Source organism: Siphonobacter curvatus (genome assembly GCF_002943425.1).
Lineage (GTDB): Bacteria > Bacteroidota > Bacteroidia > Cytophagales > Spirosomataceae > Siphonobacter > Siphonobacter curvatus.
Genome location: NZ_PTRA01000005.1, coordinates 355,423 through 372,542, shown reverse-complemented (window position 1 = coordinate 372,542; position 17,120 = coordinate 355,423). Strand labels below are relative to the sequence as shown.

Sequence of the window (17,120 nt, the reverse complement as noted above, 5' to 3'; positions counted from 1 at the left end):
TCATCTTTTTTTTGCCTGTCAATCTCAATCGATAAAAGCCATGAAAACTTCCATTCAATCTCTGTTCGCTCTTGCTTTCGCCTTCGTTACCCTGACTAGCTTTGCCGCTCCCACGGAAGATCCCAAGGAAACCGCTAAAACCTCCTACGCCGTCAATGTCTTCAAAGGCAAACAAGGCAAAGTCAACTTCCTGTTGGAAAAAGCAGCGGGCAAGAAACTCACCGTATCGCTGCGAAATACCAAAGGTGACATTCTTTTCAGTGAAAACATCAGTAAAAATGCTACCGGCTACGCCCGCCGTTTTGATATGAACGAACTAGCCGATGGTCAGTACCACATTGAAGTAACCGATGGTGAAACCATCGTCAAAAAAGACATCAGTCTCAATACCGATAAACCCGCTCGCGTGGTGTTTGTAGACTAATTCCCCCTACGTATTCGTTAGTAAAAGTCTCACCTTCAGTAAGGAACGTGAGACTTTTTGCTTTTTCAGGAATCTGGTCGCAGAATCAACCTACGCACGGACATGGGATGAAAAATTTGTCCTCTACGGGTACGGAAGCCATTCGCGTTGAGTTTTTCGGCGATCAGAGCGTACGTCAATCCCTGATTTCGGTATAGGCGGGCCAGTTCTGCCGCCTGGCGATTGGCCTGATGGGTACGAGCATTAGTAATGCGTTGCTGACGGCCTTTATCAATTGCTTGTGAGGTTAGGTTTTCGGGCGAGCCCAGCGAATAGCCCTGGCGTTTTTTTTGCTGAAGAGCATTACGGGTACGTTCCGAGATCAGTTCTCGTTCGTGCTGAGCAAGAACCGCCATAATTCCGATGGTGAGTGTATTGGCATCAGGAATATCGCAGGCTACAAAATCTACTTCCGCATTTCGAAGCGTAAAGATAAATTCGGCATTACGCGAAAGCCGGTCGAGTTTAGCAATCAACAAACGAGCCCGGTGTTGTTTGGCAAAGGCAACGGCCGCTTTCAATTGTGGTCTTTCCGATTTCTTCCCCGATTCCACTTCCACAAATTCTTCGAGCAGTACTTCACCTTCCCGAACGAAGCGTCGTACAATTTCCTGCTGAGCGGCCAGACCCAGCCCCGATTTCCCCTGAGCCAGGGTGGACACTCGGTAATAAGCAACGTACTGCATGTACTGATAAGAAAATCTGATGAGTAAAACGATTGTAAACTTACGCATTTTTGACTTTATAACCTTTTACAAATGGACGTTTGTAAAAGGTTATAAACTATAGAATAATAATTCTCCCCCTTGGAACATTCAAATAATAAAATAATTTAAAATAGGATTTGGTAATTTGTCAATTATTAGAAGTTTTACTCAAATGTAGTGACGGTCGGGTCTTGGACTTGAAACTCAGAAACAAGTCATCTAAAACTTCTAGAAGTGTATCCAAGTTCACTCAGCCGAGTGAACCTAGGCTAATTACTCAGGTAAGACTCCACATCCTTACTTTTGCACAGTTAAGTAAGACATCATACGTATAAAGACTAAAGTAAAGAAATGTTTAGAGAGCGGAATAGCTAATGCTTCGGATGCAATCGTACTAAACCTCGTTCATTGCCGTCTGAGGGCTTACCTAGTCCATCCCTGCTCATCGTGTAGTGGTAGATAATCCCGATCATTCGAACGCCCATTTTTAAACCTTGAGGGGTGAGTAAAGCACTTGCTCCCCCGAGAAGCATACACAAATGAATATAGCTCAGCGATACGATGCACTGTTTGAAGATGCCTGCAAAAAAATAACGTCGGATCAATATCAAATGGACCCGCTTGTGAGTTCATCTTCCGATCAAAGAAGGGGAGTTACCTTAATCGCTCGCCCTAGTAAAACAGTAGTAGACCAGATTCAAAGCTTTCTTAAGCCTTTACAAGCTCTGGAGCCTGCTCAATACTACTATCCCACATCCGATATTCATATTACGATCTTATCGATCATTTCCTGTTACGAAGGTTTTGCCCTCTCACAGATACAACCCAGCGATTATAGTAATGTAATTAAAGAAGCCTTAAAAGATCAGACCTCTTTCCAACTGGACTTTACAGGGATTACGGCTTCACCCGCAGGCATCATGATTCAGGGATTTTGGCAAGAGGATTCTCTTTCCCGAATCCGAACCAGACTTCGAACGGCCTTTGCTACTACGGCTTTACAGCAAAGTCTGGATGAGCGGTACGTACTCCAGACGGCTCATGCGACGGTAGTGAGATTTCAATCGCCCCTCCAGCAGAAAGAAGAACTTTTAAATTATCTCTTTGCACACCGAACCCATGCCTTTGGTACCATTTGTATAGATACCCTTGAATTGGTAAGTAATGATTGGTACATGAAAGAAAAGCAGCTACAAACTTTGGATCGCTTTTCCTTACCATGAAGGTTTATTCCTTTACCTGGGTTAGTTACTAGTTTTTACCCTTCATGCTTCCGGGATTCAACTTCAATGGCTGTAATAGGGCAGAAGGCAATACCCTAACCATCGGTATCCTGGCCACGATGGGATAGCACGAACGGGAACTAACCGCGGATCGTACTGAGAAAGCCATAGCTGAAAAAAAGAAAAGAAGCTTTACTCTGGCTGCTAACGTAACGGAGATACTTATATGAAGGGTAGTTGCCTTCTCTAATACCACTCCAGAGTTCTGACTAACGATCCAGGAAAATTATGATTTGACTCAGGCAAGAAAGAAGCGGATCTATCAAAAATAAGAAACTACTGGACCCTTAACCCGATCAATATTTCAAAATGAGCCCCCAAAAGTTATGGCTCATTTTGAAGTCTACTATAAAGAAGTAGGTATTAGGAATACTCTTTACCCGCGTGAACATTCCTATCCAGCCAGGCTCGGCATAGTACCATAAAAAAGGTCAATAGACCAAACCCGGTACCTACCCAGGGCGTAATGGATATGCCGTAATAATTGATAAACCACCCTCCGGTAGCCGTGCCTAGTGAAACGCCAAGATTTCCAAATGAAGTTTGAAGGCTATTTGCGAATTCTTTGGCATCAGATGCCGCCGACACCATATGACCCACACCAATCAGGAAACACGGTCCATACATAATTCCCCAAAAACCAACTACAACGGCTACACTGAGTATTGAACCCGTCGTATATTGAAATGCCAGCGGAACTAGAAACGTACCTGTAAGGAAAAATAAAGTAGTCCAGATCATGTACTTACCCAACAAACGACCTGCCAGAAAGTTAGAAATTACACCCATCACGCCGAATAAAAGTAACATATAGCTGATTTGTTGTGCACTTAACTCTTTTGATTTGGAAAGATAGTCTGCAAAATAACTGTAGGAACAAAACCAGGCCGTTATGAAAAATAGGTTCACCGCAGTTCCAGCGATAAAACGGGGTCTTGTAAGTATACTCAATTGGTTTTTAAAAGACTTTACTTCTGTATTAGGCATAGCTGGCAAAAACTTATACATGATGAACAACGTCATCAGAATGATGAAACCCTGTATAACATAAGTCAGCTGCCAGGTGTAAATGCTCGCTATATACGTAGTAAAGGGAATCAGCGTCACCTGTGCCAGGGCAATACCACCGATGATAATACTGGTCAACCTCATCTGCATTTGAGCAGAGGTGTCTTTGGTTGCAGCAGCAATGGCCATTGAAAAGAACGCCGGATGTAAAATAGTGGGTAGGATCCTTAGGATCATCAGTAGCCAGAAAGGCGGACTGAATATTGAGAAAAAATTAGAAATCAAGAACAGCCCAAGGGCAGACATCATGATTTTCTTTTTGTCAAATTTTGAGACATATAATACCATGAATGGGCCTGTTACGGCAATAGTCAACGCAAATAGGCTTAACAGATACCCTGCTGTTCCAATATTTATATGGTAGTACTTCGCGATCTGCGGCAAGATCCCAATCACGCCAAATTCTGTACTTATAATTCCGAGAACGCCTAAACATCCGATATAAGCTATTCTTTTGTTTACTACTAAATTCATTTTAAACTGATCGGTTTAAAAAAAGGTAAAAAAATATTATGCAGATTAAGTGGGTGAATTGTTCTGTCACCCTTATGTTTTAATCATCAGGATCAGGTTTTCTATCATATCGTAAACAACCTTCCGATTTTTATTTAAAACGTAGTTTTTAAACATTGCACTCGACGAGCATGCCAAGAAATCAGCCGTAGATTTTGTATCTAAATCAGCTTTCATACACCCTTGCTCCTGTCCAATTTTTAAAGTTTTGAAGTAGATCTCTTCAATTTTTTTCTCATGATTAGCCAGTAAACGTCTGATATCTTCATCAGCTAATCCAACTTCAAATGCCATCTTAACGGCCAAACAGGTCCTTTCTTCGTTAATGCTCTGATCTACTGCCAACCGCAATAGGCTTCTTAAATTTTCAATGGCATCCGATTGATCACCGTTCAGAATCGCTGAGTAGTCAGACACTTTAGATTTCAGATATTTTGCTAGACATTTTATAAGTAGTTCTTTTTTATCGCCATAGGTAGGATAAATACTACTTCTGTTAATGCCCATATGACTCTCCAAGTCAGTGATAGAAGTCATATGGTAACCTTGAGTCCAGAAAATTTCCAGTGCAATATCCAGTTTCTGTTCGTAATCAAATTCCTTGTTTCTTCCCATAGTGCTACAAAGCTATGTTTTTTTAAACTGATCAGTTTAAAATGATGACAAATTATTTCCTCATCGGATTTCGCTCATGAAGGAAAATCCTGGTAAAAAATCTCAGCGATTCCTGACCTATGCTTATGGTTAAGTGGTATTTTTATCTGTAAGCTAGTGATTTTCAATGAGTTGCAAACGTGGTTAATTTTCTTTTCTGGAAAAAGTATAACGTCTGCTTTTAGAAAAATCGGATGTTACCCCTCAAGGTATAAGAAAAGAACCGATCGGGCCGCTCCGGGAAAAGCATCAAGGACACGTGGCGAGGGAATTCTTGATCAAGGGGCCCGGAACGCAAACCCGTCTGCTGGAGTAAATTCCGCCTGACGGTTTGTTCGAGGTTATCCAAGAGCCGGCTATTCGTTTGCTGCAAGTACTCTCTGATCCAGAATAAAGAACTATCTTCTAAGGTGGCCTGCGTATCCGGACGATCATCGAGAGGTAGCTGGTTGGCTAAACTGATGAGTTCCTGCTGCTCGGGCAGAGAAGCTTTGACGGAATTAGCATACTTTCGAATATAGTAGTGAAAGGTCTTCTGTTTATCGGTAATGACCCCCGGTACCTGGTGAGGCCGTTAGAACTTCCCGGTATCCAGATCACCAATAGCTTCATTTGATTTACGTCTTCAATGAAGAGCTTGGGATAGTATTCGGACCGAATAAGTTGATTGAATCCGCTCATTTCCCGTTGAATCTTAACCAATTGCTCTAAAGACCAGTCCCTTCACTGGACGCTGAGCAATGCCATCCTTTCGCGACGTCCATTCCCTGATCGGATACATCAACACGGGGTAACTCTCAACAGATTTCAGTAGCACAGGCTTTCCTAATATCAAGTCTGTTAATACCCCATCCCAAAGCAACGGCTATTTGTTGATGCATTACATTCGACTACAACAATACGATTTTTGACTACACCTGTGTTTTTAATGTGATCCACCTTTGCATTCACAAAAACATTAAAAACAGAAGAAAATGAAAAAGTGGACCACAGTTAATATTCCGCAAAGAAACAATGGTTTAGCTATCATTACAGGCAGTACCGAAGGTATAGGATACGAGGATGCACTGGCACTATCATCGGCAGGATGGAAGGTAGTAGTGATGGGACGCAATACTCAAAAAGGAGCGGAATCCATTGCCAGGATTCAACAGATTAACCCCAAAGCCAACGTAAGTTTTGAGAAAATAGATCTTGCAGACCTGTCATCAATCAAATCCTTTGCGTCGAGAATGATTTTAAAAGGGCAAGCCATCGATCTTCTCATCAATAATGCTGGCGTAATGACGCCACCTAAACGACTCGAAACGGCCGATGGTTTTGAGTTACAGTTCGGTACAAACCATATCGGTCACTTTGCACTAACAGCACAACTTCTTCCCTTATTACGTCAGTCACCATATGCTCGTGTTATTACCCTGTCAAGTGTAGCTAATCGTGAAGGATCAATCAATTTTGATGACCTTCAATCCAAATCTTCGTATGTTCCTGGGAAAGCCTATAGTCAATCAAAACTTGCGAACCTGATGTTTGCCTTAGAACTGCAGCGGCAAAGTGACAAGCACGGTTGGGGTATCACGAGTGTGGCTGCCCATCCAGGTGTTTCCCGGACAAATCTGCTTATTACAGGTGCAGGACGATGGAGTGTTGCAGGAATGGCGAGAACCTTTTTACCGTTTTTGTTTCAGCCCTCCGCACAGGGAGCCTTGCCAACCTTATATGCAGCCACTTCTCCAGAGGCTAAAGGAGGGGGGTATTATGGACCCAACAAGCTGATGGAGACTCGCGGATTTCCTGCTGTGGCAAAAATACCTGCACAAGCGGAGGATGTAGATGTTTCTATAAGATTATGGGAGATATCGAAAGAGTTAGCCAAAGTTGAATTTTAGTCCTTCCCAATTTCTAATACTATAAAACGGATAGGTTTTATCGTACTAGTCTCAATGAGGCTTTTTTCTAGTATTCCTCAAAAACAGTATTCATCAGTAATAAAACGGACAGCCCAATGATTACACGATAACACATTAATTAATAGGTTTAGCTAATCAGCGTAATAAAAACCTTTATGTCCTTTCAGGTAAAAACAGGCATACATGTGTCTTGAAGTTTTAGTATTACATCTTTAAATACTTTGTTCATAGATCAACCGATTTAGTATTATTTTTCGAAGGATAGTATTAAGTTTATTCTTTTAATGATTTAAAGAAAATGAGTAAGTGTATCTTGATTAAATATATACTTTTAAAGTATTCTTTATATTACAGTTTGAACGCTATAACCTTTGACAAACGACGACCACTTAACTACTGCAAAATCCAGCACTACAAATAGTTAAAGAAAATTAATAGTATAAGTTAAGAAGTATGTGCTTAAACTTCCGTCAAGTATGTTTGCATAAAAATGATCAGCCTTTGAAAAGGAATTATTTTTAGCACTAACAGCTATTCCATCGTTCACACTATTGCCTATGAAAATACAGTCTATTCTCTTTGTTTTGATTTTAGTTAGTTTCGTTGCTAATGGGCAAATAAAAAAGGATTTCCTAAAAAGCCAAATTACCAAATCCGTGTTCCGGAATTCCCCCGCTATCCGGCCCTTTAATTTAGAATACGATGTAAATGGTGGCGATCGCTACCAAATAAAGCTAAAAGGCCAACCGCTTGAACAGGGTAAAGTCAGGCAGTTTAATACTCTAAAGTTTTCGGCTACTGTTCCCATTTTGATGCGGAAACGATATTATCTTATTTCAACCGTTTCGTTTAATGGACTGAAACATATTTTTTAAATAAGTATCTATATGTCAAAGACTTGTACTAAGAATGTCTCTCCTATTTAAGCTCTAAGACAAGCTGAATCATACACTTCACAATGCAGCTTATAAATTTGCCCAGTGTTTTGTGGCTAGCTCAATACTACAAACTATATACTATAGAATTAAAGATATGATCCGTTTAATCTATAACTATTAGGATAGGGCTAATGGCCCATTCAGCAAGCATACTTAAGGCACTTTACTTACCATAAAATCGTAACGCTCTTCATGAAGGAGCTGGCCCCACTACGTAACTTCAATTGAGCTACTTAATTCAAAGCCTGCTTTTTTGTACATAGAAATAGCCTTTTTTGGTACATCCGTTGTTAACAAATACAACGTTTGAACGCTGTTTCTTGGCAATAGGCAAGTGCTGTTTCTAGAAGCTTTCGGCCAATACCGGTACCTCTACGGATCTATCTCATAGATCCATTTTCGTTTGCAACAAACCTGTGAAATATTTTACTGTACTCCCATACAATTTTGCACCAAATAATTGTGTAGGCTAATTAGTTTTTAATGCCTTGAATACCGTTCATGTCAGACCATCTAGCAATCAGACCCCACCCATAGAAATAGTTTGCTAAACCAATCATAATCTCATTCTTTCCAGGCTTTAAAGATAAAAGTACTTGAGCGTTTTCTAGATTGCACCGTCCATCGTTCTTCGCATTAGGAGTACCGAAGTAATTCTTATCAACATAAACAATTTGCCCATTCACAAATAGCCATACTTCATCACTAAAACCCAAGTGTACTATTTTTTGTTGAGCATGATCTGAATGAATTGTTGTCTTTAACCAAGCCAATCGACGGTTGTCGTTAGGTACTCCACCATAGCGATTTGACAAATTGACCATTGCTCTTGCATCCGCCTGAATCGATTCCCAGGAGGCAGTACTATCGGGAATATCCGATCGGTTTAGCGTGCCATACATACTAGGAAGCGGATAAATTATATCCTTTCCAAAGGGGAAGTCGATGGGGCCATGCACCTGCCAATTTCTCACATAACGAGTGTCTGTGGCAAGCGGATTATAATCGGTTTGTCCCCATTGGCCGGTTGGTGGATTGGGGTCAATTTTAACGTTGGCATAGATCACGTTTCCACTCAAAGAGATGCCACCCTGAGCGCTTGAAGCTTCTAAACGCGGGATGTAAAGACTGGGTTTGGCCCTATCGTTGACAAAGACCATCATCCGCTGCCCCGATATAACCAGTCTGACATGATTCCAGCCTTGCTGATAAATAACCGCTCCTGTTTGATAGTCGTCATAGAGATCCCATAGGCTTATGCCGTCGACAATAGGAGCATATTGTAAGGTCGTACGTAATTCGGGCGGAACCCTACCAAACGAGCGAATGTAAAAATTTTCGCCCTGCTTTTGGTCTGCTGACATGCGGAAGTTAATGCCGGGAAATCCGATACCCGTTAGCTCAACATCAAATTCAATAGTCCCCTCAGCGAAAGACGGGTTCTTAAGAAAAATCTGATAAGGAGCCTGATTCTTACTGCGTACGGCTTTGACTCCTCGATGCGTGATAAATTCAACTTTACTAGAATCGAACATCCAATAAGAGGCTTCCATAGGGATGCTGAGGCTGCCCGTAGTCTTTTTTAAGGGTTTAGATGGTTGGGCCATGATTGAGCCCAGAATGATTACGCAGAGACAAAGGCTCATTAACAGGTTGAATGAAATCCGGTTCATTGCTTGCTTGTTGGTTTTAATTACTTTTAGCTGTCATAGCATTGAGCTAAAAGTAGAAACACAATCAGTAGGTGCAGATTCAAGATTTGTTCAACCGCTGTCAAATTGTATCACGCTGATTTTGAATGCAAAAGGAAGACAAGTACTGGCTACAGTACCGACTTGAAATTGAAAAAAAGCTGGCGTGGGGGCCTAGCGACAGTTGGCAAAACTCGGATTTTGAAGTGCTGAGTGAGCAAATCTTTGATCAAACGCAAGTGCGGCTGAGCACTAGTACACTCCGTCGATTGTGGGGGCGGGTTCGTTATGATCACTTACCCAGTATAACGACCTTAAATACGCTAGCTAAATATTTAGGTCATGCCGATTGGCGTATTTTCCGACAGTTTGTCGATCAAAACCAACAGACGGATCCACCTGCTCATCAACCGGCACGTCGATTATTCTATCGTACGAAGTGGCGACAATATATTTGGATAATCAGTGGCCTATTTTTGACCGGATTACTGGTTACTTATGTCATGTATGATCGACTTCAGCCGAATCAGCACCCTACGTATCGCTTTGCTAGCCGAGCCATCACCCGCAGTATTCCCAATTCGGTAGTTTTTTCATATGATGCCTCCGCAGCCTCCACTGATTCCATTTTTATTCAACAGAGTTGGGACCCTAGTCGGCGGCAACGAGTGGATAGACAGGCTCATGCATTTACCTCACTGTACTATTATCCGGGTACTTATGAAGCACGTCTGCTCGTTGGTACCCACACGGTCCGCAAACATACCGTGGTTATTCCTACCGAGGGCTGGCTAGCCTTGATTGATCGGAAACCCGTGCCCATTTATTTGGCAAAATCGGCTATTGGTGACGCGGCAGGTTTGAATGTATCGTTGGAAACGATTCAAGCAAACGGGATTCCATTACAACCGGATCCTCCAGCAGTGCATTATTACAATGTGGGCAATTTCGAACCCGTCAGTACCGATGACTTTAACTTTAGCTGTCAGCTCAAAAACACGTATGGTCAGGGAGCTGGGATCTGTCAACATACTAGCGTTGTGTTGTTTACTGAAGGGAGTGCAATTAGCATTCCATTAAGTCAAAATGGTTGCATTTCTTCTTTGAAATTGTTCGCTATCGATACACTGATTAATGGTCAGTCCACCGATTTATCTTCCTTCGGTACCACGTACAAAGATTGGGTGAAAGTGAGTTGCAAAGGCAACAAAAGATTCCTTCTTTTCTACATGAATGATCAGTTAATTTTTCAGTTGCCAGCTCCCAAGTATGCTAGTAAAATTGTAGGACTAGGCTATGGATTTGAAGGAACCGGTGCTATACGGCAGATTAGGTTGTTGACAGGTAAACAAACGATATACCAGGCTTTTAATCAATAGTTTTTGGGGTAACGAAATCGGACTTCCTTAGAGTAAGCAATTCACAAGCTCACTTTGTTATACACCCCCAATACCCGTTATTTTGTTTTTTAATTAAAACTATACGTTACTATGGAGAATTTCTTCGACAGCCCTTTCAAAGGAAAAATTATAAAGGACCATATCAAAAACCCAAATATAATCGCGGGTAAATATTCGTACTATTCAGGATACTACCACGGCCATTCTTTTGATGAATGTGCAAGATATTTATTGCCCGACAGGGAAGATGTCGATAAGTTGATTATTGGTTCTTATTGTTCAATAGGTAGCGGTGTAAGTTTTATTATGGCAGGAAACCAGGGGCATCGACACGATTGGGTATCGACTTTCCCTTTTTTTTATATGTCAGAAGTCGAGTATTTTAAAAGTGCTATTGATGGATTCAAAAATGCTGGAGATACAGTAGTAGGAAACGATGTATGGATTGGCAGTGAAGCGATGATTATGCCAGGTGTTACCATTGGAGACGGAGCTGTAATTGGTAGTAGAGCCTTGATTACCAGAGATGTAGAGCCTTACGGAATTGTTGGTGGTAATCCGGCAAAACTGATAAAAAAAAGGTTTTTGGAAGATCACATAGAGAAGCTAATAGAGATGCAGTGGTGGAATTGGGATGATGAAGTATTAAGTAATGCAATACCCATACTTTGCTCTAATAATATCGATAACCTGTATGATTTTTATAAAACTTATAAGGGGTTGACAGGACAATCTTCGAACATCTGATTTGCTCCAACCCGCAATTTCGCAATGAGCTAATACCAGTAGAAAATGACTGTAGAATCCTTAGAAATTGAAAAATTCATTGTAAAGCACCTATGTCTTCAGCCGAGTAATACAGAAGACACCAGTTGTTGTGTTTTTTCTGTAAGTGAATGTCTAAAACCTATTGATGCAGTTAAATTAAATTTTCATTTAGTCATTCTGTGTGCAGCGGGTAAAGGTGAGGTTGTGGTCGGTCATCACAATTTTTTGATAGAATCTAATACCGTTTCTATTATCCCAACCTCTACCGTTTTTTCCATTCGACAAATTTCTAAAGATTTTGATGCTTGCTTTTTACTATTCAAGCCTGATTTTGTAAAGAATGGTTTTGTAAAAAGCGAAATTATGGAAGAACTCTTGTATATCAATCCTGACTATCCTCCCATATTTGGTTTAAATCAAGAGGAGTTTAATGATACTTATTATAAATTCAAAAAAATAAAACAAGAAATAGAAAGTCACTCAGCTTTTTGTCTTGATGTTTCAAGATTGTATGTACTGCAGATACTTTACGATTACAACAGAGTATGTGAACTATGCTTATTGAATTCCGATAAATCAATTAACAGGCAGTATCAGGTCATGTATGAGTTTAGAAAATCAGTAGATACACATTTTCATCAATTAAAGTCAGTTAAAGAATATGCAGACTTAATGTGTCTGTCTCCTAAATATGTCAGTGAGTGTGTGAAAAACCAAACAGGGCTATCAGCTCTTACGCTCATTCAAAATCGAATTATGCTGGAAGCGGAGTTGCTTTTAAAATATTCACAGCTTTCTATTAAATGTATTTCTGATCAATTAGGTTTCGCTTCTACTTCTGCGTTCTCTCGCTTTTTTAAGGGAATAAAAGGCATGTCACCTGTGCATTATCAGAACAAACAGGAAAATTGACAACAGAATCCGAATTTTTGCAATTGCTCACGGTAGGTTTCATTCAGAATTTTGTGGCGTAACATTAAAGCAAAAAGCATGAAACGAAAATCTATAAGTATTATAGCTTCAGTTGTCACATGGGCTTTTGTCACGTCGTGTAACAAGCATACTGTATTGAAAACGTTTACTAGTAAAAATGAAATGAAAGCTGTCCAATTCAGAATAGCAAGACCCACTAACAAACTTGGGGAGGTTGTGAAATTTTATCAAGAAGCTTTGGGCTTACAAATATTGGGTAAATTTGAAGATCATTTAGGGTATGACGGTGTAATGTTAGGAATGCCAGATAAAACGTATCATTTAGAATTTACCCAGCACATCGACGAAGCTCCTTTACCTAAACCTACAAAGGAAAATTTATTGGTTTTTTATTACGACCGTCCGGATGAATATGAAAAAGCTAATGCCCGAATACAAAAAATAGGAGTAGTGCCTGTTGAACCAGAAAATCCATACTGGATAGACAAAAGCAAAACCTACGAAGACCCGGACGGCTGGAGAATCATCTTGTATAATGGAGTATATAATCCGTAAGATAAGATACTGAAGGATTTACTTGTATTAGTTAAGACTTGTTCTGTTTAATACGGGTAAATCTTTCCTTTTCCTCTATTTGAAGGAAGACCAACCCTTGAAGCTTCGTAGGCTAGAGGAAGCTGGGCATTGAATCGCTCTTCTCATACTACACCACCTAAAAAACTGGGAAAATACGGAGCATTATCAGGTACGCCGATGTAGTTGCTGAGTTAATGCCGACTTTTATTCCAAGATGATACATGGTTTTTTAGCCATATCAACTTGTGCAGTATCAGGTAGGATAAAAAGCGTTAAGATCGCCAGACTTAGTAACTGATCTCTTTTCATATCTATTTAATTAAGTCTAATTCATTTTACTTATTACTTACTTTATTATATTATGAACCGTTTTTTTTAACGGTAATGGAATTTTTGGATCATTAGATACTTCTTCAAGTAATTGAAGCACTTTTGAATTGTTTTTGTTTTTTGTAAATATACTTCCCTCTAAAAAGCTTTGTTGAAATGATTCTTCAAGTACATATTCATTTACTAAGCCATCCAGATAAGCCCGGTACGTTTGTCTGACGATTAGTATATATTTTGTTAAGGATAGTTTCCCCATGGATAATATAGCAAAATATTTACTTCTATGACTCAGGTTTTTTTGGTTAATTATTTGCTCGTAACAAGTATAAAATGAATTTGGGTTGTTGAAAAGCATCAGAAACTGTGGGTCTTCTAGAAGACTTGATACATGCCAGGGGAAACTATACCATTCCTCCTCGTCTTCAGTCGGTTGTTCGATGTTTTCTTTTTGCGACACTAGCATTTCATGAAAACCCCTTAATCTGCCTTCTGTACATATTGGTTTCCTAACTTGTGCAGATGATGCATAAGTGAAGAATAATAGGATAATTATTAAATACTTCATGATTGAGTAGGTGTTTGTTTTAGAATTTAACTTAATAAAAAAACAAATATTCAAAGCCTTTGCCGTATTAGACAATTTTCAAAAATATTTTACAGTAAGTCTTCTACGGGTAATTAAATCTGTGAATAAGTCTAGAGCAATCCAATCGAAGAGCAACCTGGCCATTTCCCTAAAAGCAACAGATTTTTGTTACTACATTTAAGATGGTAAGGGATTTATAACTAGTCAGATTCCCAGTTGACCAATGGTTGTTGAATTGCTGTGTAGGCTTCCAGTGAGCTGGATTCTGTGCCTTACCCATACCTTTGCAATCAACTGGAAGGTTTCATGGTTGCTTGGCACGTTGAATTTATCCCCTTGAACCTATTCATATAATGAGTCTCTCCTTATCTCCCAAGTTGAATTATTGGGGTAATGTTTAATCAACTCGTATAATAGGTCTGGCTCCGAAGACATAAATCTTTCAAGTTGTTACCTATATTGAGAATGCTTATAGGATATTTAAAATGTGAAATTAATGCTTCTAAAATGTTTCCGACTTACCCTGAAAGATAATTCTATCGAATAGACCTTATGGAAATATGCAATCTCTCATACCAGAAATGAAAAAGGCCGAGATGGCTAAGGAAACGTTGCAACTAGCCCAAAGGGCCAAATAAGATTCACTGTAAAATCTAAGAAGGTACCTTGCCTTTTTGCAATTCCCACCACGCCTTTTTAAGGACAGGCACTAGTAGGAGTATAGCGATGAGACAGACTATTCCTACTAACATAAGATTGTAGTAATCTCTGGTTGAACGTGCCCATATCTGTTCCTTGATTAGGTAATTGAAGTAGGAATGAGCCGCTTCCTTGGACGTGTATACATCATTCGTTGCCTTCAAATAAGAATTTTGTATGTTTTGTAAGGTAAGTAGCACTTGAGGATTCGTTTCATGAATGGACTCTCTTACTTTTTCCTTAACCGCTGATCGGGTGTATAGCTGAATATAGTTATTGATAGCGATGCTCGAACAAAAACCTGCAAATCTGGCGAATATGCCCACTAACGCGGCATTAAAAGCAATAGGTGCAGGTAACGATGAAGAAGTAAAAATGATGATGGGAACAAACAATAGGCCGGTAGCTACTCCATACATGAACATCGGAACGATAAAATCTTCGGTAGTACCAGTGACCGATACGAAAACTAACATGTAACTGTAATACAAAGCCATCGTCACAAAACCCGCAATAATCAACTTCAGTAATGGCGTACCGGTCAATATGAAACGTGAGGTGATGAACATACTGATCACCGTGCCCAAAATTACACATACCCATAGTGGAATAAGATGCAGCGGGTCTGTTCCCAAAATAGTCTCCACGTATCCATACGTAAGGCCTGTAGTTCCTTTGAATAGATAAAAAGCGAATAGCAGCAGCAGCCCTACGATGAAATTCCGGCTTTTAAAGGTGCGAAGATTAATTAAAGGACGTTTTAATCGAGCTTCTCTATTGATAAACAGTAACAGTACTGCAAAGGCTAGCAAAACTAAACCTCTGATGAGAGAGCTGTCAAACCAGTTTAACTTTTGACCAAATACCAGAATATAGCCCACAGTAAGACAAAAAAAGGTGTAAAAGAGGTACCCAACCCAGTCTAACTGATAAAGTGGTAGTTTCTTATGCAGCCGTGCTTTTCCGTGCATAGTCAACCCAACGACAATGGATACGGCTAAGGTCAACATAGCCAATCCATAGTACACCCAATTAAAATCCAAATAGTGTAGTATAATAGTAGTGTAAATAGAATATAGCGGTGTGGCTATTTGTAACCCACCGTAAAAGATGGTAAATCCGATCACCCTTGCCCTGGTCAGTTGCAGACGTGGAAATATCATGGTCAATAGGATATTGCACGAGAGGGCACAGGCCATACCATGAACAAACCCACAGAGCATAAAAAGCGTCCAGTCCTTCGTATAGAAACAAATGATGTCACCCGCTATGAGCAATGCCAGTCCTGTCAATAGATAGTTTCTAGAAGAAAAATACCGGATCATCCGGTAATCCAGGGCAAGAAATGTAACGACAGAAGCATACGTTAGGATCATCGCATACTGTATGTCAGCGGGCTCGACGCCGTAAAAACCAGCCATGCTTTGCGGACTACTGTACAGGGCAAAACTGGATAAGCAAATCAGCAGAACGGAAAAGATAACGGTCCTTGCCAGCCATTCGGAAACCCAGGGTTTGAACAGAGGGATGTGATGAAGTTGCATGCCTTCCTACTTTATAATAGACACATTAGCATTCATGCCTGCTGAAAGTTTAGACAACTTCTGGCCCTTGTCCGTTAATTGTATTCGTATAGGAATACGCTGAATGACCTTTACGAAATTGCCCGTTGCGTTATCGGGAGGTAAAAGGGAGTAGCGTGAGCCTGTCGTTGGAGCGAGCGATTCGATCCTGCCGAAAAACTTTTCATCCGGGAAGGCGTCCACCTCTATTTCTGCTTTCTGCCCAACTTTGAAGTTCCCGATTTGAGTTTCTTTGAAATTGGCCACCACCCATTTTTCTTCGCTTTCATTGGTTAAGAATCCTAAGGTTTGTCCAGGCTGTACTAATTGTCCGTTTTGAATGACCTTCTTGCCTAATTGACCAGCAAAAGGTGCAGTGATGACGGTATATCTAACGTCTAGCTCCTGTCTGGCCAGTAATGCCTGCTTTGTCTTGATTTCAGCATCGATTGCCAAACGCTGGGCTTTAAGATCATTCAATTTCGATTCAGCAGCTATTAAAGCGGCTTGTACTTCTGCAAAAGCGGCTTGGCTTATTTTGAGCACTGTAGAAACCTGCTCAAACTTTTGCTGCGTAGTGGATTCGTTTTCCAATAACTTCTGATAACGGTTATACTCCTGCTGCTGCTGCTCAAGTTTTGCTTGTGAACCCATCCTGCCCGCTTTGATGACCTCGATGTTTTTTTGTTGTGTTTCTTCATTGGCCATCAGAATGGCTATTTTGGCTTTAGCACTCATCAGCTCTGCGGCGGCGGCCTCCTGCTTCAAGCTGAACTCGTCAGCTTCAATTACTACCAGCGTATCGCCTTTGCTGACTCTTTGATTGTCCCTGAAGTAAATCTTTTGAATGTAACCACCCACCTTGGCATTAATTGGCGACAGGTACGCATCAATCTGTGCGTCATTGGTTTGCTCGTAGTGTTGTACCTTTAGAAAATAAATGATTCCCCACACCAACACGGCAGCTAACCCTAGTATCCCTAGCCACTGAGTGGTTTTTACTACGATTTTGTCAACTTTAATTAGGTTCATAAATCGA

Annotated in this window: 14 protein-coding genes; 7 read left to right on the top strand and 7 right to left on the bottom strand. The window is 40.4% G+C overall.

Annotation, left to right across the window (positions count from 1 at the left end; all coding sequences use genetic code 11):
• Nucleotides 1-40 precede the first annotated feature (40 nt).
• Nucleotides 41-424 (top strand): hypothetical protein, encoded by a 384-nt coding sequence (locus C5O19_RS21625; RefSeq protein WP_104715452.1) that lies wholly within the window; start codon nucleotides 41-43, stop codon nucleotides 422-424.
• A 65-nt stretch (nucleotides 425-489) separates the two neighbouring features.
• On the opposite strand, the gene C5O19_RS21620 is transcribed toward C5O19_RS21625, so the two are convergent.
• Entirely contained in the window at nucleotides 490-1,149 is a 660-nt protein-coding gene (locus C5O19_RS21620; protein ID WP_104715477.1) for a recombinase family protein, read from the bottom strand.
• A gap of 560 nt (nucleotides 1,150-1,709) precedes the next feature.
• Between C5O19_RS21620 and C5O19_RS21615 the strand changes: the two genes are divergently transcribed.
• Nucleotides 1,710-2,393: a mutarotase gene (locus C5O19_RS21615; protein WP_104715451.1), complete on the top strand. Its 684-nt coding sequence runs from the start codon at nucleotides 1,710-1,712 to the stop codon at nucleotides 2,391-2,393.
• Nucleotides 2,394-2,816: 423 nt separating this feature from the next.
• Here the strand turns inward: C5O19_RS21615 and C5O19_RS21610 are convergent, their stop codons facing one another.
• Together C5O19_RS21610 and C5O19_RS21605 are read right to left on the bottom strand one after the other, a co-directional pair.
• Nucleotides 2,817-3,995: an MFS transporter gene (locus tag C5O19_RS21610; protein ID WP_104715450.1), complete on the bottom strand. Its 1,179-nt coding sequence runs from the start codon at nucleotides 3,993-3,995 to the stop codon at nucleotides 2,817-2,819.
• A gap of 72 nt (nucleotides 3,996-4,067) precedes the next feature.
• A complete protein-coding gene (locus C5O19_RS21605) occupies nucleotides 4,068-4,649 on the bottom strand; it encodes a TetR/AcrR family transcriptional regulator (RefSeq protein WP_104715449.1) in 582 nt (193 codons plus the stop codon).
• Between the two features lie 1,013 nt (nucleotides 4,650-5,662).
• Between C5O19_RS21605 and C5O19_RS21600 the strand changes: the two genes are divergently transcribed.
• Complete coding sequence (locus tag C5O19_RS21600; protein WP_104715448.1) at nucleotides 5,663-6,577, top strand: SDR family oxidoreductase; 915 nt, start codon at nucleotides 5,663-5,665, stop codon at nucleotides 6,575-6,577.
• A 1,432-nt stretch (nucleotides 6,578-8,009) separates the two neighbouring features.
• Here C5O19_RS21600 and C5O19_RS21590 read toward each other — a convergent pair.
• Entirely contained in the window at nucleotides 8,010-9,143 is a 1,134-nt protein-coding gene (locus C5O19_RS21590; RefSeq protein ID WP_104715476.1) for a hypothetical protein, read from the bottom strand.
• Nucleotides 9,144-9,334: 191 nt separating this feature from the next.
• On the opposite strand from C5O19_RS21590, the gene C5O19_RS21585 reads away from it, so the two are divergent.
• The 4 genes from C5O19_RS21585 (at nucleotide 9,335) to C5O19_RS21570 (ending at nucleotide 12,883) form a co-directional block, all read left to right on the top strand.
• Entirely contained in the window at nucleotides 9,335-10,606 is a 1,272-nt protein-coding gene (locus C5O19_RS21585) for a hypothetical protein (RefSeq protein WP_104715446.1), read from the top strand.
• A 111-nt stretch (nucleotides 10,607-10,717) separates the two neighbouring features.
• Complete coding sequence (catB, locus tag C5O19_RS21580; protein WP_104715445.1) at nucleotides 10,718-11,374, top strand: type B chloramphenicol O-acetyltransferase; 657 nt, start codon at nucleotides 10,718-10,720, stop codon at nucleotides 11,372-11,374.
• A 45-nt stretch (nucleotides 11,375-11,419) separates the two neighbouring features.
• Nucleotides 11,420-12,307, top strand: coding sequence for a helix-turn-helix domain-containing protein (locus C5O19_RS21575; protein ID WP_104715444.1), 888 nt, complete (start codon nucleotides 11,420-11,422; stop codon nucleotides 12,305-12,307).
• A 78-nt stretch (nucleotides 12,308-12,385) separates the two neighbouring features.
• Nucleotides 12,386-12,883 carry a VOC family protein gene (locus C5O19_RS21570; RefSeq protein WP_207766505.1) on the top strand — a complete coding sequence of 166 codons (498 nt, stop codon included), beginning with the start codon at nucleotides 12,386-12,388 and terminating at the stop codon, nucleotides 12,881-12,883.
• A 367-nt stretch (nucleotides 12,884-13,250) separates the two neighbouring features.
• Here the strand turns inward: C5O19_RS21570 and C5O19_RS21565 are convergent, their stop codons facing one another.
• The 3 genes from C5O19_RS21565 to C5O19_RS21555 form a co-directional block, all read right to left on the bottom strand.
• Nucleotides 13,251-13,799 (bottom strand): hypothetical protein, encoded by a 549-nt coding sequence (locus C5O19_RS21565; protein ID WP_104715443.1) that lies wholly within the window; start codon nucleotides 13,797-13,799, stop codon nucleotides 13,251-13,253.
• 674 nt (nucleotides 13,800-14,473) lie between these two features.
• A complete protein-coding gene (locus tag C5O19_RS21560) occupies nucleotides 14,474-16,063 on the bottom strand; it encodes an MFS transporter (RefSeq protein ID WP_104715442.1) in 1,590 nt (529 codons plus the stop codon).
• 6 nt (nucleotides 16,064-16,069) lie between these two features.
• On the bottom strand, nucleotides 16,070-17,113 hold the full coding sequence (locus C5O19_RS21555; RefSeq protein WP_104715441.1) for an HlyD family secretion protein: 1,044 nt from the start codon (nucleotides 17,111-17,113) through the stop codon (nucleotides 16,070-16,072).
• Between the last annotated feature and the right edge of the window lie 7 nt (nucleotides 17,114-17,120).

Bases quoted from the DNA above. Each gene is read 5' to 3' on its own strand.
- C5O19_RS21625 (WP_104715452.1), top strand. From the start codon at position 41: ATGAAAACTTCCATTCAATCTCTGTTCGCTCTTGCTTTCGCCTTCGTT.
- C5O19_RS21620 (WP_104715477.1), bottom strand. From the start codon at position 1,149: ATGCAGTACGTTGCTTATTACCGAGTGTCCACCCTGGCTCAGGGGAAA.
- C5O19_RS21615 (WP_104715451.1), top strand. From the start codon at position 1,710: ATGAATATAGCTCAGCGATACGATGCACTGTTTGAAGATGCCTGCAAA.
- C5O19_RS21610 (WP_104715450.1), bottom strand. From the start codon at position 3,995: ATGAATTTAGTAGTAAACAAAAGAATAGCTTATATCGGATGTTTAGGC.
- C5O19_RS21605 (WP_104715449.1), bottom strand. From the start codon at position 4,649: ATGGGAAGAAACAAGGAATTTGATTACGAACAGAAACTGGATATTGCA.
- C5O19_RS21600 (WP_104715448.1), top strand. From the start codon at position 5,663: ATGAAAAAGTGGACCACAGTTAATATTCCGCAAAGAAACAATGGTTTA.
- C5O19_RS21590 (WP_104715476.1), bottom strand. From the start codon at position 9,143: ATGGCCCAACCATCTAAACCCTTAAAAAAGACTACGGGCAGCCTCAGC.
- C5O19_RS21585 (WP_104715446.1), top strand. From the start codon at position 9,335: ATGCAAAAGGAAGACAAGTACTGGCTACAGTACCGACTTGAAATTGAA.
- catB (WP_104715445.1), top strand. From the start codon at position 10,718: ATGGAGAATTTCTTCGACAGCCCTTTCAAAGGAAAAATTATAAAGGAC.
- C5O19_RS21575 (WP_104715444.1), top strand. From the start codon at position 11,420: ATGACTGTAGAATCCTTAGAAATTGAAAAATTCATTGTAAAGCACCTA.
- C5O19_RS21570 (WP_207766505.1), top strand. From the start codon at position 12,386: ATGAAACGAAAATCTATAAGTATTATAGCTTCAGTTGTCACATGGGCT.
- C5O19_RS21565 (WP_104715443.1), bottom strand. From the start codon at position 13,799: ATGAAGTATTTAATAATTATCCTATTATTCTTCACTTATGCATCATCT.
- C5O19_RS21560 (WP_104715442.1), bottom strand. From the start codon at position 16,063: ATGCAACTTCATCACATCCCTCTGTTCAAACCCTGGGTTTCCGAATGG.
- C5O19_RS21555 (WP_104715441.1), bottom strand. From the start codon at position 17,113: ATGAACCTAATTAAAGTTGACAAAATCGTAGTAAAAACCACTCAGTGG.